Annotated in this window: 16 protein-coding genes and 2 pseudogenes; 13 read left to right on the top strand and 5 right to left on the bottom strand. The window is 46.2% G+C overall.

Annotated features, from left to right (window positions below; translation table 11 throughout):
* Positions 1-306 precede the first annotated feature (306 nt).
* The 9 genes and pseudogenes from AK966_RS10780 to AK966_RS10740 all read left to right on the top strand — a co-directional run bounded on the left by AK966_RS10780 (position 307) and on the right by AK966_RS10740 (position 13,801).
* Entirely contained in the window at positions 307-2,760 is a 2,454-nt protein-coding gene (locus AK966_RS10780) for a glycogen/starch/alpha-glucan phosphorylase (protein WP_119464123.1), read from the top strand.
* A gap of 112 nt (positions 2,761-2,872) precedes the next feature.
* Positions 2,873-5,053: a 4-alpha-glucanotransferase gene (malQ, locus tag AK966_RS10775; protein ID WP_119464122.1), complete on the top strand. Its 2,181-nt coding sequence runs from the start codon at positions 2,873-2,875 to the stop codon at positions 5,051-5,053.
* Between the two features lie 218 nt (positions 5,054-5,271).
* Positions 5,272-7,500 (top strand): 1,4-alpha-glucan branching protein GlgB, encoded by a 2,229-nt coding sequence (gene glgB / locus AK966_RS10770; RefSeq protein ID WP_099079599.1) that lies wholly within the window; start codon positions 5,272-5,274, stop codon positions 7,498-7,500.
* Positions 7,501-7,598: 98 nt separating this feature from the next.
* A pseudogene (locus tag AK966_RS10765) lies at positions 7,599-8,188 on the top strand (transglycosylase domain-containing protein).
* A gap of 206 nt (positions 8,189-8,394) precedes the next feature.
* Positions 8,395-10,455 (top strand): alpha-amylase, encoded by a 2,061-nt coding sequence (locus tag AK966_RS10760; protein ID WP_099079600.1) that lies wholly within the window; start codon positions 8,395-8,397, stop codon positions 10,453-10,455.
* Between the two features lie 474 nt (positions 10,456-10,929).
* The gene (locus AK966_RS10755; protein ID WP_119464121.1) at positions 10,930-11,670 is read left to right on the top strand and encodes a nucleoside recognition domain-containing protein; all 741 of its coding nucleotides are present in this window, start codon (positions 10,930-10,932) and stop codon (positions 11,668-11,670) included.
* The gene (locus AK966_RS10750) at positions 11,670-12,137 is read left to right on the top strand and encodes a YjiG family protein (RefSeq protein ID WP_005374849.1); all 468 of its coding nucleotides are present in this window, start codon (positions 11,670-11,672) and stop codon (positions 12,135-12,137) included. Before AK966_RS10755 ends, AK966_RS10750 begins: the two co-directional genes overlap by 1 nt.
* 9 nt (positions 12,138-12,146) lie before the next feature.
* The gene (locus AK966_RS10745; RefSeq protein ID WP_119464120.1) at positions 12,147-13,271 is read left to right on the top strand and encodes a M20 family metallopeptidase; all 1,125 of its coding nucleotides are present in this window, start codon (positions 12,147-12,149) and stop codon (positions 13,269-13,271) included.
* Between the two features lie 155 nt (positions 13,272-13,426).
* Positions 13,427-13,801, top strand: a complete 375-nt coding sequence (locus AK966_RS10740; RefSeq protein WP_099079603.1) for a YkvA family protein — start codon at positions 13,427-13,429, stop codon at positions 13,799-13,801.
* A gap of 73 nt (positions 13,802-13,874) precedes the next feature.
* On the opposite strand, the gene AK966_RS10735 is transcribed toward AK966_RS10740, so the two are convergent.
* The 4 genes from AK966_RS10735 to AK966_RS10720 all read right to left on the bottom strand — a co-directional run bounded on the left by AK966_RS10735 (position 13,875) and on the right by AK966_RS10720 (position 18,521).
* Positions 13,875-15,185 carry a dicarboxylate/amino acid:cation symporter gene (locus tag AK966_RS10735; protein ID WP_099079604.1) on the bottom strand — a complete coding sequence of 437 codons (1,311 nt, stop codon included), beginning with the start codon at positions 15,183-15,185 and terminating at the stop codon, positions 13,875-13,877.
* A 305-nt stretch (positions 15,186-15,490) separates the two neighbouring features.
* On the bottom strand, positions 15,491-16,558 hold the full coding sequence (locus tag AK966_RS10730) for a DUF4056 domain-containing protein (RefSeq protein ID WP_119464119.1): 1,068 nt from the start codon (positions 16,556-16,558) through the stop codon (positions 15,491-15,493).
* 10 nt (positions 16,559-16,568) lie between these two features.
* Complete coding sequence (locus tag AK966_RS10725) at positions 16,569-17,690, bottom strand: BamA/TamA family outer membrane protein (RefSeq protein WP_099079606.1); 1,122 nt, start codon at positions 17,688-17,690, stop codon at positions 16,569-16,571.
* 12 nt (positions 17,691-17,702) lie between these two features.
* Positions 17,703-18,521, bottom strand: coding sequence for a TonB-dependent receptor (locus tag AK966_RS10720; protein WP_119464118.1), 819 nt, complete (start codon positions 18,519-18,521; stop codon positions 17,703-17,705).
* 266 nt (positions 18,522-18,787) lie between these two features.
* Between AK966_RS10720 and AK966_RS10715 the strand changes: the two genes are divergently transcribed.
* Positions 18,788-19,384, top strand: coding sequence for a TetR/AcrR family transcriptional regulator (locus tag AK966_RS10715; RefSeq protein WP_119464117.1), 597 nt, complete (start codon positions 18,788-18,790; stop codon positions 19,382-19,384).
* Between the two features lie 562 nt (positions 19,385-19,946).
* On the opposite strand, the gene nfsA is transcribed toward AK966_RS10715, so the two are convergent.
* A complete protein-coding gene (nfsA, locus tag AK966_RS10710) occupies positions 19,947-20,669 on the bottom strand; it encodes an oxygen-insensitive NADPH nitroreductase (RefSeq protein WP_119464116.1) in 723 nt (240 codons plus the stop codon).
* Between the two features lie 144 nt (positions 20,670-20,813).
* On the opposite strand from nfsA, the gene rlmC reads away from it, so the two are divergent.
* The 3 genes and pseudogenes from rlmC (at position 20,814) to AK966_RS10695 (ending at position 23,769) form a co-directional block, all read left to right on the top strand.
* The gene (rlmC, locus tag AK966_RS10705; protein ID WP_099079626.1) at positions 20,814-21,944 is read left to right on the top strand and encodes a 23S rRNA (uracil(747)-C(5))-methyltransferase RlmC; all 1,131 of its coding nucleotides are present in this window, start codon (positions 20,814-20,816) and stop codon (positions 21,942-21,944) included.
* A 114-nt stretch (positions 21,945-22,058) separates the two neighbouring features.
* Complete coding sequence (locus AK966_RS10700) at positions 22,059-22,700, top strand: MarC family protein (protein WP_119464115.1); 642 nt, start codon at positions 22,059-22,061, stop codon at positions 22,698-22,700.
* A 180-nt stretch (positions 22,701-22,880) separates the two neighbouring features.
* Positions 22,881-23,769: pseudogene (locus tag AK966_RS10695) on the top strand (patatin family protein).
* The last annotated feature ends 2 nt before the right edge of the window (positions 23,770-23,771 follow it).

Here is a 23,771-nt window from a genome sequence, read left to right as displayed (position 1 = left end):
AAAACCATTAGCGTAAAATATTTTAATGTGATCGATAAGACAGTTTTTACATCCCAGTAAAAAGGTCAATTAAAAAAACGTCATGAATAAAATTTACTCTTTCTCTAAATTGGTTGTGATCTGAATCACTAGCAAGGGCAGGATCGACTGCTGTGTTGAGATTTAGATCACTAACTTTGCAATGCTCCCCCCCCTACGCCCTAGCCCCTACTCCTATCAGTGAGGAGATGCAGGAGGATGTTTCTTCACCTAGGGAAATGCACGATGTATGGCAGATGAATTACTACAAGACGTGAGAATTTCTTAATGAAACCTACTCAACAGAAACAATTTGACAAGAAGTCGTTCCAAGAAAGCGTGAAGAAACATCTATCTGTCACTTACGCACATACGATTGAAAATGCAGATAGCCGCGCTTGGTATCTAGCAATGGGGCGCGCATTGGCTGAATTCACAACATGCGATTTGTTGGCCACAGAAGAAGATCCTCGCATTAAGAATGCGAAAAGTGTTAACTACCTTTCACTAGAATTCCTTATCGGTCGTTTGACTGGTAACAACCTAATCAGCATGGGCCTTTACGAAGAGATCACTGAAGCAATGGCTGAACTAGGTCACAACCTAACAGACCTTCTAGAAGAAGAGCGTGACCCATCATTGGGTAACGGTGGTCTAGGTCGTCTAGCGGCATGTTTCATGGACTCATGTGCAGCGCAAGAATTCCCAACCGTAGGTTACGGCCTGCACTACGAATACGGTCTGTTTAAGCAGTCGTTCAAAGATGGTCGTCAACAAGAAGCGCCAGACGCATGGCGTGGCGTTGAAGGTTACCCATGGGAAATTGCTCGTCCAGAGCTCGCACAAGAAATCGGCTTCTATGGTCACGTTGAAGTGGTCAACGTGAACGGTAAAGAAGTTCGTAAATGGGTTCCTGGCATGTCTGTAAAAGCAATGCCTTGGGATCTACCTATTGTAGGTTACGAATCAGATACGGTTTACCCTCTACGTCTTTGGGAATGTCAGGCAATTGCACCATTCTCACTAGCTAGCTTTAACAATGGTGATTACTTCGAAGCGCAACACGCGCTGATCGACGCAGGTAACATCACCAAAGTGCTTTACCCGAACGATAACCACGAGAAAGGTAAAACACTGCGTCTAATGCAACAGTACTTCCACTCAGCAGCGTCTGTGCGCGACATCCTACGTCGCCACGAAGCAGCAGGTTACACGCTCGCGGAATTGCCGAAGCAAGAGACTATCCAGCTAAACGATACGCACCCAACGATTGCTATCCCTGAGCTAATGCGCATCCTAGTGGACGAGAAAGGTCTTACTTGGGAAGCGGCTTGGGAAATCAGCTCTCACACGTTCGCGTACACCAACCACACGCTACTACCAGAAGCGCTAGAGACATGGCCAGAGTCGCTAATCCAGCGTCTACTTCCACGTCATATGGAAATCATTTTTGAAATCAACCACCGCTTCCTACAAGAAGTTCGATCGATGTGGCCTGGTGACGGTGAGAAGCAAGCTAAGCTCTCTATCATTCAAGAAGGTTTCAACCGCATGGTTCGCATGGCTAACCTATGTGTCATCGGTTCTTACGCGGTAAACGGCGTAGCAGCGCTTCACTCTGAGTTGGTTAAGAAAGACCTATTCCCAGAGTTCCACGAGATGTACCCAACTCGTCTACATAATGTAACGAATGGTATTACGCCTCGTCGTTGGTTGAAGTTCTGTAACCCAGGCCTTTCTAAGCTAATCACAGAGAAAGTGGGTTCAGAATGGCCAGCGAAACTAGAGCAACTTGAAGGTATTGCTCAGTACGCTACTGACGCGAAATTCCAAAAAGAATTCATGGCAGTGAAGAAAGAGAACAAAGAGCGCCTCGCGAATTGGGTGAAAGAGAACATGGGTATCGAACTTGATACGAATGCTATCTTCGACGTTCAAATCAAGCGTCTGCACGAGTACAAGCGTCAGCATCTCGATCTGCTACACATTCTATCTCTATACCACCGCATCCTAAACGAGCCTAGTTTTGAATGTGAGCCACGCGTATGTTTCTTCGCAGCGAAAGCAGCACCAGGTTACCACCTAGCGAAAGAAATTATGTTCGCAGTGAACAAGGTTGCCGATAAGATCAACAACGATCCTCGCATCGGTAACAAGCTTAAAGTGGTATTTATCCCTGATTACCGCGTGAGCATGGCCGAGATCATCATCCCTGCGGCAGATGTTTCACAGCAAATCTCGCTAGCGGGTAAGGAAGCATCGGGTACAGGTAACATGAAGATGGCTCTTAACGGTGCACTAACTATCGGTACGATGGATGGCGCGAACGTTGAGATTCGTGAAGAGGTGGGTGATGAAAACATCTATATCTTCGGTCTTGATGTTGAGGGCGTGAAAGCGGTTAAAGCAGCTGGCTACAACCCTTACGACTACTACAATGCTGACCACTTACTAAAAGCGTCTCTAGACCTACTAACAGGTGATGAGTTTACGCCAGGTCAACCAGGTCTACTACGTGCAACGTACGACAGTTTACTTGATGGTGGTGACCCGTACCTATGTCTTGCTGACTTCGCATCTTATGTGAAAGCGCATGAAGAAATGGGCAAACAATACAAAGACCAAGCTGGCTGGGCTAAGAAAGCCATTCTTAACACTGCCCTAGTTGGTAAGTTCACATCAGACCGCTCAATCCGAGATTATGTGAACAACATCTGGAAACTTGAAGCAGTAAAGCGTTAACAAAGCCCAGTTAAGACCAAGGTAGCCGAGCGCTACCTTTGGCATTTTTAAATAATTATCGATAAAAAAAGACCCTACATGGAAGGTGTTGGTATTACCTTCGGAGAAAGCGATGAAAGAACAAACAGCATTAAAGAAAGTCGCAGACATGGCGCGATTGGCTGATAGCTACGTCAGCGCGTGGGGAGACGAGGCAAAAGTTTCTGAAGAAACATTACGCCGTTTGCTCACTTCACTTGGCTACGATACTAGCAGCGACGAGAAGCTAGTGGCTTCTGCTGAGAAAAAGCATAAGAAAGACGTACTAGCCCCAGTTCTTGTTTTACGCGACGGCGAGCCAGTCGAAGTGGAACTAAACCTAGGTACGAGTGCTCGCGAGAGTGAATTTAGCTGGCGTTTAGAAACAGAACAAGGAGAGGTACTTGAAGGCTATCTTCAGTCTCAAATTGTTCGTGACGAACGTGCTGAGGGTGGCCCTCTAGTGTTTGCATTGCCAAAGAACTTGGCATGGGGTTACCACAAACTGATCATTATCCGTAAGCGCCGTAAGACGCCTTATGAAATGTCGTTGATCGTCACACCAAAAGCGTGTTTCAAACAAGAAGATCTCAACCAGCATAAAAAGCTATGGGGCCCAAGCATCCAGCTTTACACGCTACGCACTCAGCATAACTGGGGTATCGGTGACTTTGGCGATCTTAAGCAGTTGGTGAGTGACATTGCCTCTCGTGGCGGTGACTTCATTGGTTTGAACCCAATTCACTCGTTGTTCCCTGCGAACCCAGAAGCCGCAAGCCCATACAGCCCATCTTCTCGCTGTTGGCTGAACATCATGTATATCGACGTAAGTTCAGTACCTGAGTTCGCGTTAAGTAAAGAGGCGCAGCAGCACGTTGGTAATGCGGATTTCCAACAACGTTTGCAAAAAGCGCGAGAATCACACTGGGTCAACTACACCGAAGTGTCTGAGCTCAAGATGAGCGTTCTACCGCTACTATTTAGTGAGTTCAAAGCACGCCATCTAGATAAGAACACGGTTCGTGCTCGTGCATTCTTAGAGTTCGTTGAGCTAGGTGGCGAAAGCCTACTTCACCAAGCCGCATTCGATGCGTTACACGGTGAACTGCATGCTCAAGATTCAAGCGTGTGGGGCTGGCCGGTATTCCCTGAGAAATATCGCACATTTAATTCTGTGGAGACTCAGAAATACATTAAAGATAACCAAGACCGTGTTCACTTGTACATGTATTTACAATGGATCGCAGACAGCCAGATCAAAGAAGCGCAAGCACTGGCCAAAGAGAAAGGCATGTCTGTCGGTCTTTACCGCGACCTAGCGGTAGGTGTTGCGGATTCTGGTAGTGAAACTTGGGCGGATGAAGGAAACCTAGTGTTGGATGCGAGCATTGGTGCGCCACCTGATGTTCTTGGTCCTCTAGGCCAAAATTGGGGTCTACCTCCGCTAAATCCACAAGTGCTGCAAGCAACAGGCTACGATGCGTACATCAAGCTGCTACGTGCAAACATGAAGCACTGTGGTGCGCTACGTATTGACCATGTGCTGGGTCTTTTGCGTCTGTGGTGGATTCCAAAAGGCGAGAAGGCGACAGAAGGTGCTTACCTGTACTATCCAGTGGAAGACATGCTAGCAATTTTGGCGCTAGAGTCACACCGTTATCAGTGTTCTGTTATCGGTGAAGATTTAGGTACGGTACCAGATGAAATCGTCGACATTCTTCGTGATGCAGGCGTGCATTCTTACAAAGTCTTCTTCTTCGAAACCTCAAAAGAGGATGGTGGTTTTATTTCACCTAAGCACTATGCTGAACAATCTATGTCGGCACTTTGTACGCACGATATGCCAACTCTACGTGGTTTTTGGCATTGTGATGACCTGAAAATGGGGCGTGAAATTGGCTTGTATCCAGATGAAGAGCAGCTAGAAGATTTGTTTGGCGATCGCCTTAAGTGCAAACAGGGTATTCTAGATAGTGTTCGTTGGCATGGTTACTTACCGGAAGGTATCGGTCATGATGCGCAGTATGTGCCTATGGATTCTTTCTTAAGTGAAGCACTGCAACTGCATGTTGCTGCCGGTGACTCTGCGTTGCTTAGTGTGCAACTTGAAGACTGGCTAGAAATGGACCAACCGGTCAATATTCCTGGTACGGTAGATGAGTATCCAAACTGGCGTCGTAAACTGTCGATGAACCTTGATGAAATATTCAGTCGTGAATACGTAAACCGTATATCTCGACGCCTTACTGAAGTACGCGCGAAAGCAAGTAAATAAGTTGAGAAAGGTGACCTAAGTACCAATGAAATTAATTCCGTCAAGGTATGAAACTATAGCCTAGGTCACTCATTAAATCGGCACAATCCGTTAGGATGGAGTACCGTTATTATGCCCGCAACAATAGCGGGCATTTTTGTTTTTTGACGGCGTTTTATTCGAAGTTTGAATAAAGCCATGTCTTTTGTGAATACACAACGTTTGGCTGTGGAAACTCGATGTTCAAAATCTTTATGGAGAATATCGGTGCTAGGGAGAATAAATTGAAAACTAAGGTAAAGAAAAACTACCAACGCGCTTATGAATTACTTGCTGAGGCGGCTTACTCAGACCCATTTGCGTCGCTTGGTCCATTCATTGATGACGGTGAAGGCTCGTTACGCGTTTGGATGCCTGGTGCTGACAAAGTTGAGTTGGTGATCAGTGGTGAGCCTCGTGTGGAACTGGATCGCAAAGGCGAAAGTGGTTTTATCCTAAAAGAAAAGCGCGATTTACATCTGACTCACTATCAACTTGCGGTAGACTGGAATGGCGTAGAACAGCTTGTTGACGACCCTTACCAGTACCATAATATCTATCAAGAATACGAACATCTGCATACACCAAAAGAGATGTATCGCTACATGGGTGCACAATTTGTGACACTAGAGCGAGGTGGTGAAAATATCACTGGTGTTCGTTTCCTTGTCTACGCACCTCACGCTTCGGCAATCAGCTTAGTGGGTGGATTCAATCAGTGGGACGGTCGTCGTCACCCAATGCAGCGTCTGGATTACGGTATTTGGGGCTTGTTCATTCCTGGCTTGGAAGAGGGCGTACAATATAAATTTGAACTCAAAGGTCCAAATGGGGAAGGACTTCCTCACAAACAAGACCCTTGGGGCTTCTACTCCGAACAATACCCGTCATTCGCTTCCATCACTTACGATCACAATCGTTACCAATGGCAAGATGCGAAATGGCAAAACCGTCCAGTTACTCAAAAATGCGATGAAGCCTTGTCTTTTTACGAACTGCATGCAGGCTCTTGGAAGCGCAATTCGGATGGTGATTTCCTAAACTACCGTGAATTAGCCGCAGAGCTTGTGCCATACCTCGTAGATATGGGTTACACCCACGTTGAGCTAATGCCAGTTTCTGAACACCCATTCTTTGGCTCTTGGGGTTATCAGCCAGTTGGCCTATTTGCGCCAACCAGTCGTTACGGCTCACCTGATGACTTTAAATTTTTCGTTGATGCGTGTCACCAAGCGGGTATTGGTGTCGTACTTGACTGGGTACCGGCACACTTCCCATCCGACGATCATGGTTTGGCTAATTTCGATGGCACACCACTGTTCCACGATCCCGATCCTCGTCGCGGTTGGCACCAAGATTGGAACTCGTACATCTACGATTTAGGTCGTGAGCATGTGCGTCGCTTTCTAGTTTCCAACGCGCTGTACTGGTTTGAGCAATTCCATATCGATGGTATCCGTGTGGATGCGGTAGCTTCGATGCTTTATCTTGATTATTCACGCAGCCACGATCAGTGGATCCCGAATGTAGACGGTGGTAATGAGAACTACGACGCGATCGCAACGCTGAAATGGATGAACGAAGAAGTGTACAAGCACTTCCCGAATGCGATGACAATTGCTGAAGAATCTACGGCATTCCCTGGCGTGTCAGCACCTACTTTTATGGGCGGTTTGGGCTTTGGCTTTAAGTGGAACATGGGCTGGATGCATGACAGCCTTTCTTACATCAAAGAAGAATCTGTTCACCGCAAATACCACCATAATACCATCACGTTCCCACTTGTTTATGCACACAGTGAGAACTATGTATTGTCGCTGTCGCATGATGAAGTGGTGTATGGCAAAGGCTCCATCCACAACAAGATGCCGGGTGATGAGTGGCAGCAAACCGCGAACCTACGCGCTTACTACGGCTACATGTATGGCCAACCGGGTAAAAAGCTGAACTTCATGGGCGCAGAGCTTGGCCAAACCGCCGAATGGAACCATGACGATCAGCTGCAATGGTTCTTGTTGGAGTTCGGTCGCCATAAAGGCGTGCAGACATTGATTCGTGACTTGAACCATTTGTACCGCAATGAAGCAGCGATGCATGATCAAGATAGCTCACCTGCCGGTTTTGAATGGCGTTTACAAGATGAAGCGGATGCGAGCATTTTAGCGCATGAGCGTATCAGTCAAGATGGTGAGCGTGTACTGGTGATCAGCAACTTCACGCCAGTGCCACATGAGCGTTTCCGTTTAGGTGTTCCGATGGAAGGTGAGTATGAGCTTTTACTGAGCACCGATGATGCAAAATACGACGGAAGTGGTTTTGAAGTACTGACCAATGTAGTAACGGAAGAAGTGGAAAGCGAGTCACTACCTCAATCGATAGCGCTGCGTTTACCGCCATTATCGACGGTGTTCTACAAGTTGGTTAAGTAAACCTCTGTAGCGAAAAACTAAAAAACCAATATCGAGCCCGTTTTACAATGTAAATCGGGCTTTTTTTGACCAGCTGTTAACGGCCAAAGCTTGTCGATATGAGAGATTCAGGCAATCTTCGCTCCCATTTAAATGTATTACTGGCGGGCTTGGTTAAATATGTTAACCCACCATTATGGGGATGGAAGATCAGCCGTATGATTTCACCACTAGAGGGGTATCCATCAAGCAGTTCACAAGAATGGGAGCCACTTGCACGCATTTCAAAAAATATTCAACTTGCGGTGATGGCGACAGAAGATCAGAAGTTCCCTCATCATCATGGAGTGGATTTGGACTCTTTATTTAAAGTGATCTCGGGAAGCCGGAGAGAGCACTCCTTCACGCGGAGCGAGTACGATCAGCCGACAAACGGCGAAGAACGTGTTTTTGTTTCCTTCTCATTCTTATGTTCGTAAAGCGTATGAGCTTTACTTCTCGTTACTGATGAAGCTTATGTGGAGCAAAGAACGTATTCTAGAGGTGTTGTGGAGTTCGGCCTTGGTATTTACGGTATTGAAGCGGCAGCGGTGTTCATGCCAGCCACTTATCGAAGTGGCAAGCCGCAAGGCTAGCGGTGGTATTGCCGAATCCATATCGAATCAAAGTGTTCCCCCAAAGTGATTACACTCAACATCGCACCAACTAGGCGCTAGCGTGCAGCTTTGTTGACTCGACGCACTCCAAATCACGCTCAAATAGAACTACGCCCCGATAAAAGCAAAATGTGAAGCGTCACAAGCTTTAGGGCGTAGGCATTTAGAATGATGCGATCAAAAATTAGTCCAAGTATCATTTTAGTGAACAAAACTAATAAATTAGCGCCGCAAACATGCGCAATCAATGGACTGAACGATGAAACTGAATCTGATTACGACTGCCTTATTGCTTGCATCGGCAAGTGCCATCGCCGAGCCAAACATCACCATTTCTACCACGACCAACAGCCGTGATTTCCCACTAAACGCGGAGCAGCCTTTAGTTGTGCCATTAACCAAAGATGGCTACACACTAAAAATCACCGGAGTTGATGGTGACTGTGTTGCGCCTGATGGTCAGAAGGTGAAATTCAACAAGCCGACTGCGCTTAACTGTGGTAAACCCACCGAATTACCGCTGAAAATCCGTTTCACGGGCAATTACTCGTTCGCCTTTGATGAAGAAGCAAAAACGCTGCGCTTTAAACGCGAACCTAAGAAAGCCGATAAGACAGAATTCAAACGCCCAATCCCGCAAGTGAAATGTGAAGTGTACCAAGGTGGTGAAGTGACCATTGCATTGGGTGACAGTTTCCCCAACGGCACTAAGTTGCGTGATGCATACTCAGGTCAGATAGTCGAAGTCCATGATCAACAAGTATCACTAACACCAAGCAAAGATTCTGGTGGTTTGGTGTTACTAGAGACGGTGAAGAAAACCAAACAAGCGGTACCCTTCGACTACCGTAATGCCAACATTTACTTCGTGATGGTGGATCGCTTCAACAATGCGGATACCAGTAACGACGGTAGTTACGGACGCAAGAATGACGGTAAAGATGAAGTGGGTACCTTCCACGGTGGAGACCTTAAGGGGATCATCCAAAAGCTGGATTACATTAAGAGCCTAGGCACAGACGCGATTTGGTTATCGCCAATTGTCGAACAGGTACACGGCTTTGTTGGCGGTGGCGACAGTGGTTCGTTTCCTTTCTACGCATACCACGGTTACTGGACACGCGACTTCACCAAGATTGACGAGAACTTCGGTAACGAAGATGATTTAAAAACGTTGGTGGAAGAGGCGCACAAACGTGGTCTTAAAGTCCTGATGGATGCGGTGATCAACCATACCGGTTACTCAACCTTAGCGGATTTACAGTTCGACGGTATTGAGGTACTCAAGCAACATGCTGAATTGCCTAAGAAATGGGCCGATTGGCAACCGAAAGCTGGCGAGAATTGGCACAGTTACCATCAGAACATTGACTACCAGGGCCCGAACTGGGCGAATTGGTGGGGCGGCGATTGGGTAAGAACTGGCTTACCGGGATATCCTGCGCCGGGCAGCAGCGACATCACCATATCATTAGCGGGTTTGCCAGATTTTATTACCGAATCAGACAAAGCGGTGATACCACCACAATGGCTATTGGATAACCCAGGAACTCGTGTCGAAGCGCGTGATAACTACACCGTAGCGGATTACTTGATTGAGTGGCAAACCGATTGGGTTAAGCGCTTCGGTGTTGATGGCTACCGCGTAGATACAGTGAAACACGTCGAAGGTGATGTGTGGAAACGCCTAAAAGAAGAAGCGTCGAGTAGTCTTGAGCAGTGGCGTAAAGAGAACGGTCAATCGGGTCAGCCATTCTGGATGATGGGTGAGGTGTGGGGGCACACCGCGTACCGTAGCCCGTATTTCGACGACGGTTTTGATGCGTTGATTAACTTCGATATGCAGAAGAAGCTAGATAAAGGCGCGGCGTGTTTTAGCCAAATGGCAGACACCTACCAAAGCTACGCGGATACCATTGCCAACGAGAAAGACTTTAACCCAGTGAGCTATATGTCTTCTCATGATACCGAGCTGTTCTTCTCTCGTTTTAAAGACCACGGTATGCAGCGTAACGCAGCGAATGCACTGCTTCTAAGCCCAGGTGCTGTTCAAGTTTACTACGGTGATGAGGTTGGTCGTAACATTGGTCCTTACGCGGATGATTTCCACCAAGGCACACGCTCTGACATGATATGGAAGCTCTCGGATGACAAGAAAGCCTTGCTGAAACACTGGCAGACACTAGGTCAGTTCCGCAAATCTCACCCAGCAATTGGCGCAGGTCAGCATCAAGTGATCGAACAAGAAGGCGCGTATGTGTTCTCTCGTTCGTTGGGGAGTGACAAAGTTGTGGTCGCGTTTGTCGGCCGGGATAAGTAACGTCGCTTAAACGTTCACATTCAGTTTGAAAAGCTAGTTAATGAGCCTTTCTTTGGTATACCAAGGAAAGGCTTTGTTATTTTTAGATTCTTTATTGCTATAAGCTTTAATGGCGATATATTGAACAGCTTTGAGCCGTTTGAGAACGTTATGGTTCAATTAAAAAAGTATTTAAACAATAAGATAGGTGCTTATTTTCCTGTTTTGGCTAAGTGAAAACTACGTGCTTCAGACATATTTTATATACAATTAAGGGTGAAATTTAACGTGTTTCGGTTTTTATCGTTTTTAGATAAATTCTCCTTATTGCCGTAATAAATATTTATTATCTTTTAAGTGTGATTTAAATCATAAAATAAAATTTCATAATTGAGTGGAAGCCCTGTTCGACGCACGGATTGATTTCGATCATCTCTCTAGCACGTACTTCAAGGGATCATCTATGTGTTCTGTTCCACACATATAGGTGAATTTATGACAAACCCTGTTCAAGCCGAACGCAAAGTGACGATCGGGTGCTATATTGCACTCGCGTTTGCTGTTGTGTTCTTCTCTGGTCTGATGCAATCGAGCGAATGGTACGGTGTATTTGACTTTACAACGCTTAATGGTTCTTTTGGTAAAGTTGCGTACGGCGTAACGGAAGGGGCGGATGGCGCGGTTCAAGCGGCGACGACTTCATTCCGCGGTACTGGCGGTAGTGGTGCACGTGACGGTTTCATTTTTGCTCTTACTTTGATCCCAACCGTTATGTTTGCACTAGGTATGATCAACGTTCTTGAGCACTACGGTGCACTTGAAGCGGCTCGTAAGCTTCTTACACCTCTTCTACGACCTCTAGTGGGTATCCCTGGTAACTCTGGTCTGGCTCTGATTGCTTCACTACAAAGTACCGATGCAGGTGCGGCGATGACGCGTCAGCTAAAAGATGAAGGTCACCTAACTAAGCGCGAAACGGACGTATTCACTATGTTCCAATTCACGGCGGGTGCGACCATTGTTAACTTCTTCTCATCAGGTGCGGTGTTGTTCACGCTGACGATGGCAGATGGTTCTTTAGCAGTAACGTCTTCTATCGGTTTGGCGGTTGTGGTGATGTTCGCATTTAAGATCATCGGCGCGAACCTATTCCGTATCTACCTAAACATCACAGAAGGTAACGAAGACAAACAAGAGCAAAACAAATCAGAGAGCCTAAAAGAGGAGACGGCATAATGGGTGACGTTAAAGCGAAAAAACCAATGGTGACGGATATCTTCGTCGAAGGTGCTAAGAAAGGTTGGGTGATTGCAACGACTTCTACCGTGCCAAACGTATTGATGGCATTTGTGATCATCAAAGCGCTGCAAATCACTGGCGCACTGGATCTGATGGGCACGGTTTTCTCTCCCATCATGGCGGTATTTGGTCTTCCGGGCGAAGCGGCAGCGGTATTGATCGGCGCATGGATGTCGATGGGGGGGGCGGTTGGTGTGGTTATCACACTGTTTGACCAAGGCATCCTGAACGGTACGCACATTGCGATTCTGGCTCCTGCAATTTACCTAATGGGTTCTCAAGTTCAGTACATGGGCCGTATCATGGGTCCTATCGGTACGGAAGGCCGTTATATTCCAGTCATGATTGCAATCTCAGTATTGAACGCATTTGGCGCGATGCTGGTGATGAACTTGTTCGTGTAGGAGTGGGGAATGCAATTTTCTCTAAATGAATATCTTGAAGAGTTGCGTCCGCTAATCAATGTGGACTGCGGTACTTACACCACCGATGGTATCGAGTTTATCGCTTCTCAGTTTGAGGAGAAATACCAAGCAATGTCGGGTTGGAGCGTAAAACGCATCGATTGTGGCAAAGCAGGTATTGGTCTAGAAGTACGAAACAAACCAGAAGTAGAACAAATCGACGTAATGCTGATTGGCCATATGGATACGGTCTTCCCTGTGGGTACGGCTGAACTGCGTCCAATGTCTCAAGACGCAGAGAAAGCGTACGGTCCGGGAGTATCGGACATGAAATCTGGTTTGCTGAATATCGTGTACGCGATGCGCAAGTTAGACCAAGCGGTGTTGGATAAGCTGTCTATTGCAATCTGCATGAACCCAGATGAAGAGACGGGCTCTCTGGATTCTGTGGATTGGATTCAATCGGTAGCGAAGAATGCGAGGCATGTTCTGGTAGCAGAAGCGGCACGTGCCGACGGTGGTTTAGTAAAAGCTCGTAAGGGCATGGCGTGTTACAAAATCAGCTTTAATGGTGTTGCTGCTCACGCAGGTAACGAGCCAGAGAATGGCCGCAGCGCAATCACAGAGATGGCGAACTGGATTCTGGCGATCAATGCGATGACCAACTACGAATCTGGTACAACACTCAATGTCGGTGTCGTTTCTGGCGGTAATGGAGCAAACATTGTTCCTGAACAAGCGGAAGCGATTGTTGACGTACGCTTCTGGAGTAATGAAGAGTACGATGATGTCGACAGTAAGCTAAATGGTTTGGTTACGACGCCGTTTGTTGATGGTGTCAGCATCAGTCTAACTCGTGAAGCGTATAAGCCATCCATGATACCTAGCCCACAAACAGACGGTTTGATGGCATTGGTAGAAGAAGCGGCTCAAGAGCTTGCGATTGACATCAAATGGCATGAAGTCGGCGGTGGTTCCGATGCAAACAATACGGCGATCCTTGGCATTCCTACCATAGATGGTTTAGGACCAATCGGTGCTGGTTTCCATAGTGACCAAGAGTATTTGTTGCTTGAGTCTATCGAACCTCGTATCAAAATGCTGATGCGTGTCGTAGAGAAGATTGCCCAATAAGGCATTGTGCTTTAAAACTTGGTTCCAATAACACAATCCCCGGACTTCGGTTTGGGGATTTTTTTATGCTTTCAATATTGTTTCTGGTTATTAATCTTACGTTCAGGTTTCTCTCTTTACACTCTGTGTCACAGTCACAAATATTGGAGGCAACGATGACCACAACCATGTCTGTAAAGTCGGCGCCTAATGACGTCGTCGATGAATCGTTAAATGCGCCAGATGAAAAAACGTTTTGGCGTAAAATGAAAAACTCGGTCAAAAAAGCGGGTGAAGAGGTGGCCGTCATGGGCATCAAATCATGGCTTGCAATGACCGACTCTAGTACTGCTGTGCGTCATAAAGCGATATTAGGTGGGGCGCTGGCGTACTTTGTTCTACCCACCGATATGGTGCCAGATGTGCTTGCTGGAGTGGGGTTCACTGACGATATGGCAGCACTCACTCTCGCGGCAAACTCAGTCGGCAGCGCTATTACTGAACAGCATGAAGAGCAAGCAAGAGAAAAGCTAGGCTCGATGATGGACTAGACCCAACCGCGTCGAAAAACAAAAGCCCCGATGTTTCCATCGGGGCTTGTCTTTGACTGGATAATTGTGCTTGCTAGCTTTGTGCTTCGGCACGTTTCCAGTGCACTTCTTCTTCTGCTACGCCAGCGCTTGGATCGTTAAAGCGAGCTTCATCTAATGCACCTTCTGATTTAGCGACAATGATGGTCACAGCGCTATCACCGGTGATATTGACGGCGGTACGAATCATATCTAGCAGACGGTCAACCCCCATGATCAGTGCGATACCTTCAAGTGGCAGACCAACTTGGTTCAATACCATTGCTAGCATCACTAGACCAACGCCAGGGACACCCGCCGTACCGATAGACGCCAATGTTGCCGTCATGATCACCATCAGGTAATCACCCATCGTTAGATCAATATTAAACGCCTGAGCGATGAACGCTGTTGCAACACCTTGCATAATGGCTGTGCCGTCCATGTTCACTGTCGCACCCAGAGGTACGGTGAAAGACGATACGCGGTTATCAACCCCCATGCGGTACTTTGCTGTTTCCATGGTGACAGGAATGGTCGCGTTTGATGATGCAGTAGAGAAGGCGAACATGATCGCGTCTTCCATCTTGCGCAGGAACTTCATCGGGCTAAGTCCTGTGAAACCTTTTAGCATCAAACTGTAAGTTACCAAACCGTGCAGCAGGAGTGTGCCTGCTAGTACGAGGAAGTACTCTGCTAGGTTCAAAATGGCACCCAATCCAAGGCTAGTAAACAGTTTCGCCATTAGGAAGAATACACCGAAAGGTGCAAGGTGCATTAAGATTGCAACCAGCTTCATGATCACATCATTAAGATCAACGAAGAAAGCGGCAATGCGTTCCCCTGGTTTACCAGCAGTACTGATCGCGATACCGAATAGTACTGCGAATACGATAACTTGCAGGGTTTTACCTTCTGCCATTGCACTGATTGGGTTTGTCGGGAACATGTTAATGATCACCTGACCCAGTGATGGCGCTTCTGCTGATTTGAATGACGTTGCAGCGGTTAGATCAGCCCCTGCTCCTGGTTGGAACAAGCTACCCATCGTTAGAGCAAGGGTAATAGCAACCGCGGTGGTTATTATGTAGAACGCAAGGGTTTTACCGCCCATGCGACCCAAGGTAGTGAGGTCTTTGAGAGAGCTAGTACCACAAACCAGTGAAACAAACACGAGCGGTACGACAAGCATTTTCAAACTGGCAACAAAGATTTGACCACCAACTTCAAATAATCCATTAACAATGTATGCGTCGACAAATCCGTTGTCGGCGAAAAGCGTACGAATTGCAAATCCGGTCAAGATACCCGCTACCATACCCAAAATTACGCGGCTAGTAAGCGACATCGGTTTCTTGGTATTCATGAGAACACTCCTTATAGTTATGCACCTTGAGTTCACTTCAAGGCGGCAAGCAGAGTAGCAGGGGAGGATAAAAATACGAAAGAATAATCGTCTGAATGGTTAGTGAATGTGATCTTCATCACTATAAAGTTTGGGTTTTTAACTGGGCATTAACACTTGTTGTGGTTTAAAGTGCTGGTTTTTTACAATTTCATCGAATATGCAACCGTAGGAAATGTTTTATTACATTTGCAGGTGGGGCTGGATTGAAAGCATCAAAGGGTGTTTTCAGCACCTAGTGCATAACTAGGCGCTGATTATTCAGTTTATTTCTTCAGAGGCGGGCGAGTCTGATCATCGACCGATTTCGCAAAGCTGGCTAATGGTTGAAAGTCTCGTGTCGACCAAATCGATTTTGACTTCAGTGCGTTAGGCAGAGTCGAAAATGCGTTTTCTTGGTCGCCCGCAACAAGCTCAATAGTCATCCATTGATCGATGGGTTGCTGGTTGGTAAAGCGATCATTGAGTGAAAGTGAGTGGGTTGAGCCAGAATAGTTTGGGCTTAATGTGAGTGCTAAATGATAGTCACGGAATCGGACTACCCACTTATCTGGTAAACGTCGTGAGCTGTCCCACCAAGTACCATCAAGTTGCTGAATAAGTTCTTTAGTGATTGATTTAGATTGCGCTTGCAAATCAGAGAGTGCTCGCTGTAACGCACTATCCATCGCCTTTGAAAACGCTTGTTGATCAAGTTCTGGGTTGCTCATCAGCACTTGTTTCGCCAATTTCGCGCCTAGCATATTGGAGTAAAGGTCCTCAGAAGAGAATGCCGAAGCCAGCTCCTTAAAGCCACTCACGGATACCATACCAAACCACTGCGCAATCTCATGCCATTGTGCGAGTTGAAATGCGGTTAAGGCGGCTGCCTGAGCGCTGCGCTCGATTTTCTCTTGCTCACTGAATGGGGTGTTCTGTTCAAACCACCGAATACGTCTGATACGTAGTTCAGCAGGTAAATCCAGATACGCGGCGCGTCCTAAATAATAACGGTTTAGCTGGAATAAATAGTAGGTGTAGTCGGCCGTATCACGAACGTGCGCCGTATCAATAAAACCACCGAGTTCGGTAAAGATAATGCCATTGGCTTCTTCGTTTAGTCCAAGTATGCTAGCAGAGACGGATTCGCTACCATCATTGTAGTGATGAGTGCCCACTTCGCTGCTGGATAAAACATTCTCAAGAGAGAAGAAAGGAACGGGCACGCTTCCTAATTGCGCTTTAAGATCGACACCGAACGCACAGCAAGGTCTGACGCCGACTGGCGCTTTGAGTTCTTGTGCTTGGACGAATCCGGTGCAAAGGCTAAATAGTAATAGTGCTGTTTTTTTCAAACCCCCACTCCTAAAATGCTTCATTAATTTGGAAATAGAAACCCGTGCTGTCTTTACCCACGCCTAAATCAATACGCACATTAATACGAGCTTTAAACGCAAATCGGTAACCAACACCTACCGTCGGTAGCCAACGGCTTTCGAATAAGTCGTGATAGGTTGGTGCGATATTGCCGGCACCCACCCAGCCCACCACACCATGACGACCTGCAATGGTATGGCGAATTTCTACTTGTGTAGAAAGCTGATGTTTGTCGCGATATTGCCCTTGGTAATAACTACGCATACGTTGAGCATCACCCAGTTGGGCATAATCGAACCAAGGAGCATCACCGGAAATCGATTGTGAATATACCTCCATTGCGATAATCGTGGTGTCGGTCCATTGTTGGTAAACACGATAGTTCGCCACGAGATTGTCGTAGTCCTCATCACTGCCGAGCGAATCACGGTTCGCAATCCATTCAAGATCGAGAAACTGACCATGCATTGGGTTTGGTTCGAAATCACGAGTATCGTATTCCATTCCAATCAAGACGCCACTGCTGGTGGCATCGGTGACTTCTGAAGGAAGTATATCGCCATCAACACCGTTTACTTTACTGAATGATTGCCATTGCCAACCGAGCTTGGCGTAGGTATTGGGTGCGATTTCTACCGCGATTTTTGGGTTCAACTGTATACGTTGACCATCATACTGCACTTTATTGTTATCGTTCTCTGCTGCTTGGCTGCCAATACCCCAGTAATAACCGGGTGTATGACTGATCCATGCTTCACCTAAAAGACGAACTTTGTCATCTTTTAAGTAAGTGCGGTTGTTTAACCCCAAGCCGTAAGAACCAGAGGTTGAACCGTAAGACGTTGCCGTGACAGTGGAATAAGGGGCGCCTTTTTGCCAATCGTAAGGGGTGTATAGACCCACCGCGGCAACGCCAATGCCAAAGCCTTGTTCTGGATTCACGAATGGACCGGGCAGCACGCCCCAGTCGATCAGCTTCGACTCGTCTACGGCTTCGCTTGAGCCAAGTTTGGTCAACAACTCATCCATCCAACCGCTATCTTGTTTTTCTGCGAATGTGTGAGGGGGGAAAAACAAGGCAGACAGAGCAATGTATTTTATCGCTTGCATAGTTTTTACACTCTAAAAGCGGCGGTCTAGAGAGAAAAAGATGCTTTGGCGTTCACCAAAACCCGCTTCACCCAAGAGATACCAATCATCATTGATTTGGTATTGCATGCCAGCGATGGTGTTCCATTCAGAAGTCAATTGTTGTTTAACTTCAAAACGACCTGGAAGTCCCTTGATTCCAGCTTGTTTCAGTGTGCCTGATAACTCTTGTTCCACATTTTGGTACATGGCACCGATCCAAAATCGCAAAGGTATGCCATGGTTATTGAAGTCATAACCAATTCGTGGAGACACGACAATAGCGTCAATTGCGCCATCGATGACATTCAAATTGGTTTGGGTATAACTTGCATCAACAAGTGCAAAAAGTTGTTTGTAACCGCCCGCGAGTACGAACCCTCCGCCATAGGTATAGCCATCCAGATCTAAGCGGAAAGGCGTTTCAAATAATGTATGATCAGAAACTTTTAGTTTAACGGTGGTTTCAGAATAACCGTCTAAAGTTCCGACTAGTCCATAAAGGTTTAAAAATGGAAATAGCCAAACGTCCGCACGAAGTGTCATCACATTTGTTGCTTGTTTTCCAGCACCAGCTTCTAATGGAAGTTCATCAAGATCAATTGGCCCGAGCTGAACGCCTTTTAAAGCAATAGAGTCGACATTGATGCCTTGCTCCATGCTCATGTAGCTGAGATTTAGACCAAAAGGTTTTGGTAAGTTGTAGCCAAGCTCTTCTGCTTTTTCTTTCCAAATAGGCAGTGAAAAAGAATCAGCATTCGCGATTCCAGAGAGTAAGCAAGAGCAAGCAAAGATCAAAGATCGTAATTTCATAGTTAATTTCATCAAACGTGACGGATAAAAATACGCCGGAGATATTGGAATATCTTCGGTGTTTGCATCACGGAAAAAAGATTACTTAGTCAGGAAGACAAAGCACCACAGCTTAAGTTAAGCGATTTTAGTTATTGATTGATAGGCTCTTAACATCGACGAGCGCATCTTACTCCATAAATTGAAAAAGTAAACTTCAAAGTATACTTTTGATTGCTGTGCGCTATACTCTGAACCACTTACATGAGGTTGGTGAATCTAGAACGATGAAACTTTCAGAGAAAAAGCGCTTGGCGCTCATTGAAGCGGCTCAACAAGAATTTATTGAGTATGGCTTTACTTGCGCAAATATGGATAGAGTGTGTGGGCGTGCAGCGACATCAAAACGGACGTTATATCGCCATTTTGAAAGTAAAGATGTGTTATTCATTGAATCCATTCGAGCCGTTTTAGAGACTCAAAGAGCCAAATTACAATTACAGTATTCGCCAACGTTAGAGGTAGAAGCGCAACTCAGAGACTACCTACACGCTAAGCTGGACTCTATGTACGAAGATTTTGGTTTACCCTTGGCCAAAATGGTGATCGGTGAATTTATGCGTACGCCAGAACTGGCAGAAAATTATCTGCACCAACTGCAACGCCAAGACGAGTTGTTGGAGAATTGGTTTTCTGAGGCAATGGCCGATAACAAAGTTAAATCGCTCGATCCTGCGATGATGAGTAACATGTTGATGTGTTTATTAAAGGGCAACTTTCTGTGGCCGCAACTCATCGCAACCCAAGAAGTGCCAAGCATAGAGCAGCGCAAGAAAACCGTTGATGATATTCTTGCCCTGTTTCTCGAAGGATATCGCTGTTAACTTATCTTACGATTATTGGTTTTGAACACCATGGTTGAGCGTGGGCAACTGCTTATGATCTCAAGTCCAACGGTCATGTTCATGGTTGTGAATGCCACCGACCCGATAGAGTATCCGTATCGTTTTGACGAATCGCTTTTAAACGTTTCTTGGCGATAGATTTTTGCTGATTGAGATTAATCGAGAAGCTGTTTAGAGATTGCATTTTTCACCTTTCTTACCTCTTCCACACTCGCCAAATTAGACGTTATAAAAGAAGGTAAAAACAGATTGTTCCTGCTAACGAGGGCGGGGGAGTGTGATTGCCGTGAACCGAGTTCTTTCCGCGAGTGTTGAGTGCTCTGGGCGTGAGCTCCGTCAGAGTAGGTGACGATGATTTATCCTGTAATCCAAAATATGACAGGAGGCGTATAGTTGCATTTTATCTCACATAACTCCCTAGTAATTACAAGGGAGTTATGTGAGATAAAAGAAGGAAAGGTGGCCTAACTTGATTGACGTAGCTCTTGAAACGTTAAATGCGTTCCGACGCACTCTCCAATAAGGTTTGGTGTGGTTAAGCTTAGCGTTTCGCAAGCCCTTTACTGTTTAAATAGGGGAGAATGTGCGGACGCGATTCTCCAGACAGTTTGGTGGTGACGTCTTGTGACCAAGTGCTTTGTTTTTGATTGGCAGAGCGATTTGCGTAGTATACTTGCATAGTTTGGTCATAATGTTGAATATCATCCATATTAAGTGGTTGATATTGATTTTCATGCATAACAACATGCGCTGGCAAACGTGGCTTAATTTCAGGGCTCTGATCCGGATACCCTAAACACATACCAAATAGCACAGCCGTGCCTTGAGGCAGCTCAAGCAGTTCATCCACTTTTTCGGCGTGATTTCTTAAACCGCCAATGTAGACACCGCCTAATCCCATTGACTCTGCGGCAAGCAAGCAATTTTGCGCCATAATGCCAGAATCGACAGCGCCAATAAGTGTTAATTCAGTATAGTCCGCTTGGACTGCAGGATTGATGCTGATGTGACGCTGATAGTCGATACAAAACACCAAAAACTCAGCCGCATCTTCAACATAGGCTTGATTTCCCGCGTATTGAGCAAGCAATTTACGTTTGGCTTGGTCGGTGACTCGGATGATAGACACGGCTTGTAACAGGCTGGAGGAAGAGGCGGCTAATCCGGCTTGGATAATCGCTTGTAGCTGTTCGTTCTCAACAGGTTGAGGCGTAAATTTTCGAATTGAGCGATGAGCCATAATGGTTCGAATGGTATTGTTCACGAGATAGCTTCCTTGTTTTTGTTATGTATGTTTTGTGTCTGAAGGTACAACATAATCATTTTTATCGTGACGGTAAACAATCAGAATAGTAAAGCGGGAGTAGAGAGCTAGACTTGCGCCTTTTCTTTGAAATGGCGATTCATCATGCGATGTGAATTCTTTGCTCAGCAACGTTGTGCTTCTTGTAAAAACAGCGACATCCCATACTCACTTCAAGTTGAGCAGAAAGACGCTCGGCTGAGGGCGATGTTTGCTCCATTTTCCCCAAAACAATGGTTAACACCCGTACTGAGTCACAAAACGCAGTTTCGCAATAAGGCAAAGATGGTTGCATTGGGGGCCGCGCATCAACCGACGCTAGGCATCGAAAACGTTCAGGATGGTTCGCCATTATCATTAGTGAACTGTCCTCTTTACCCAGATGAGACTCAGCAGCTGTTAAGCTATTTGCAAGACTGGATTCGCGTCGCAGGTATTCCGCCTTACAACAAAGTGAAAAAGAAAGGCGAATTGAAGTTTGTGTTGCTGACACGAGCGCAAAACAGCGGTGAATTTATGCTGCGATTTGTCATGCGCAGCGACACGGCTTTGGAGCGTGTGCGAGCGAACTTACCGCGTTTACAGCAAGCCTTTCCTAGCGTAACGGTTGTGACGGTGAACCTACAGCCGATCCATATGGCACGCCTTGAGGGTGAAGAAGAAATCTTTTTGACCGAGCAACAAAGCTTGCTTGAGCGATTTAATCATGTCCCTTTGGTGATTCGTCCCAAGAGCTTTTTCCAAACCAATCCACAGGTGGCTGAACAACTGTATGCGACAGCACAGCAGTGGGTGGCGGAGATCAAGCCCAAGACAATGTGGGATCTTTTCTGTGGTGTTGGTGGTTTTGGTTTACATTGTGCGTCGAAGCATACTGCGGTAACGGGAATCGAAATCGAATCAGAGGCGATCGCGAGTGCAAAGCGTTCAGCCGCAATGATGGGTATTGATAATCTTGATTTTGCCGCATTGGATTCAAGTCGTTTTTCTCAGTCACAAGATAAAATGCCAGAGTTGATCTTAGTTAATCCCCCTCGTAGAGGTTTAGGTGAGTCACTGGCCACGCAATTAGAGCAATCGGGTCCAAAATACGTGATTTATTCGAGCTGTAATCCAGAAACCATGGCTAAAGATTTATTGGCGATGTCGAGCTATCAGGTACTCCGTTGCCAGTGGTTTGATATGTTTCCTCACACCGATCATGCTGAGGCTATGATGCTGTTAGAAAGACGTTAATTAATCACTTTGCGCTTGTGATGTGGGCGCAGGGTTAATAATTAGTCCGTAAGTGATGTAATAACTTGGGTATATACTGAGGATTAGGATCAATAGCTTACAGAAGTGAATTGCATGAAAGATCTAATCCTGCATACCGTTACGGTGTTTATGGGCTTTTTTGCCATCATGAATCCGCTCGCCAATATTCCGATCTTTTTGAGCCTGACGGCAGATGAGGACAAAGAGACCGTGCATTCGATAGCGTTCCGCTCGGTGTTATTTGCTTTTGTCATCGTCACGGTGTTTGCCGTTGCCGGAAAGCTCATCTTTGACCTGTTTGGCATTACACTGTATGCGCTGCGCATAACAGGGGGAATCTTGGTCTTTGTCATCGGATTCCATATGCTTCAGGGCGATTCGACTCACCAAAAAACCAAAGAGAAGGCGTATTCACCAGCTCAGCAGCAAGCGGCATTGAGTATTGCTGTCTCTCCCCTGGCAATGCCGATATTAGCAGGGCCAGGTACGATTGCTACCGCGATGAACTTTGCGACATCAGGCGGGCTTGATCAAACCATCATAACTATCGTGTCATTCGCCGTGTTATGTGTGATCACCTATGTATTATTTTTATTTGGTGATCGTCTAGTCAAAGCGGTTGGTCCAAGTGCGCTAAATGTTATCACCAAAATGATGGGACTCATCCTTGCCGTGATCGGTACTCAAATGTTCATTGATGGTGCAGCAGAAGCGTATAAAACCGTCTTTTCATAATTCTATCGAGTTTAATCCACATTTGCTTTTGGGCTTGGGCTTTGTGAATTTTATGAACCTAAGTTTTCATTTTAAGCGTCAGATAAACATAGACTTCATCTATCTCAATGATAAGAATAACCGATTGTTGCTATAGCACGAATTTCAGTAGTCTTTTAACGTATTTATTGGGGGGGACATATGGCAACAAGAGCAATCGTCGTCGAAGGTGGTGCAATGCGTGGCGTTTTTGCCAGCGGCGTGTTAGATGCATTTTTAGAACAGGACTACAAGCCATTTGATTTTGCGATTGGTGTGTCGGCTGGGGCATCAAACTTAATTGGTTATTTGACCGATTACCCGCACCGCAGCATTAATGTGATCACCAAACTTGCAACCAGCAAGCGCTTCTTCGATCCCACGCGCTTTCTAAAAGGTGGTGATCTAATCGATGTTAAATGGTTGTTTGAAGAATCCAATCGTTTGTACCCGGTCGATGAAGCAAAACTCTTTGATGGTATCCCTTTCTTAGCGGCGACTACTAACGTGGATACAGGCAAAGCAGATTACTACCGAGTGAATCGAGATAATTTTAATCACGCAATTGAGGCAACCACTGCGCTGCCGATTGCTTATAAACATACCCCATGTTTCTCTGGTGGTTGTTATACCGATGGCGGCGTCGCAGACTCTATTCCGGTGCGTGAAGCCCATCGCCGTGGCGCGCGAGACATCACGGTATTGCTTTCACACCCTTTAAATTATGAGAAGAAGCCAGTCAAAACCCCTTGGTTAATGAAAAAACTGTTCGCAGAACACCCCAAAATGGCAGAGGCCATGTTGAATCGCTCAGAGAATTACAATGAGTCACTAGCGTTCATTCGTAATCCGCCTGAAGGGACTCGAGTGCGTGTTATTGCTCCACCTGATGAGTTTCATGTTCAGCGCCTTTCTATGCGCCAGTCGGTATTATTAGAGGGTTATGAAATGGGGTTATTGGCAGGCCGTGAACATTTAATGCAACGCTCTTTTACGGGGCTTAGGTAGAGCAAACGGTCACATTGATATTATCGCAACACTTCATTCATGATT

The sequence above is a fragment of the Vibrio sp. PID23_8 genome, assembly GCF_003584965.1.
Classification (GTDB): Bacteria; Pseudomonadota; Gammaproteobacteria; order Enterobacterales; family Vibrionaceae; genus Vibrio.
The sequence above is the reverse complement of the archived record's forward strand: the minus strand, read 5'-3'. Positions and strand labels throughout refer to the sequence as shown.

What these genes read in the sequence shown, in the direction of transcription:
- AK966_RS10780 (WP_119464123.1), top strand. Translation starts at nt 307, where the DNA reads ATGAAACCTACTCAACAGAAACAATTTGACAAGAAGTCGTTCCAAGAA.
- malQ (WP_119464122.1), top strand. Translation starts at nt 2,873, where the DNA reads ATGAAAGAACAAACAGCATTAAAGAAAGTCGCAGACATGGCGCGATTG.
- glgB (WP_099079599.1), top strand. Translation starts at nt 5,272, where the DNA reads ATGTTCAAAATCTTTATGGAGAATATCGGTGCTAGGGAGAATAAATTG.
- AK966_RS10760 (WP_099079600.1), top strand. Translation starts at nt 8,395, where the DNA reads ATGAAACTGAATCTGATTACGACTGCCTTATTGCTTGCATCGGCAAGT.
- AK966_RS10755 (WP_119464121.1), top strand. Translation starts at nt 10,930, where the DNA reads ATGACAAACCCTGTTCAAGCCGAACGCAAAGTGACGATCGGGTGCTAT.
- AK966_RS10750 (WP_005374849.1), top strand. Translation starts at nt 11,670, where the DNA reads ATGGGTGACGTTAAAGCGAAAAAACCAATGGTGACGGATATCTTCGTC.
- AK966_RS10745 (WP_119464120.1), top strand. Translation starts at nt 12,147, where the DNA reads ATGCAATTTTCTCTAAATGAATATCTTGAAGAGTTGCGTCCGCTAATC.
- AK966_RS10740 (WP_099079603.1), top strand. Translation starts at nt 13,427, where the DNA reads ATGACCACAACCATGTCTGTAAAGTCGGCGCCTAATGACGTCGTCGAT.
- AK966_RS10735 (WP_099079604.1), bottom strand. Translation starts at nt 15,185, where the DNA reads ATGAATACCAAGAAACCGATGTCGCTTACTAGCCGCGTAATTTTGGGT.
- AK966_RS10725 (WP_099079606.1), bottom strand. Translation starts at nt 17,690, where the DNA reads ATGCAAGCGATAAAATACATTGCTCTGTCTGCCTTGTTTTTCCCCCCT.
- AK966_RS10720 (WP_119464118.1), bottom strand. Translation starts at nt 18,521, where the DNA reads ATGAAATTACGATCTTTGATCTTTGCTTGCTCTTGCTTACTCTCTGGA.
- AK966_RS10715 (WP_119464117.1), top strand. Translation starts at nt 18,788, where the DNA reads ATGAAACTTTCAGAGAAAAAGCGCTTGGCGCTCATTGAAGCGGCTCAA.
- rlmC (WP_099079626.1), top strand. Translation starts at nt 20,814, where the DNA reads ATGCGATGTGAATTCTTTGCTCAGCAACGTTGTGCTTCTTGTAAAAAC.
- AK966_RS10700 (WP_119464115.1), top strand. Translation starts at nt 22,059, where the DNA reads ATGAAAGATCTAATCCTGCATACCGTTACGGTGTTTATGGGCTTTTTT.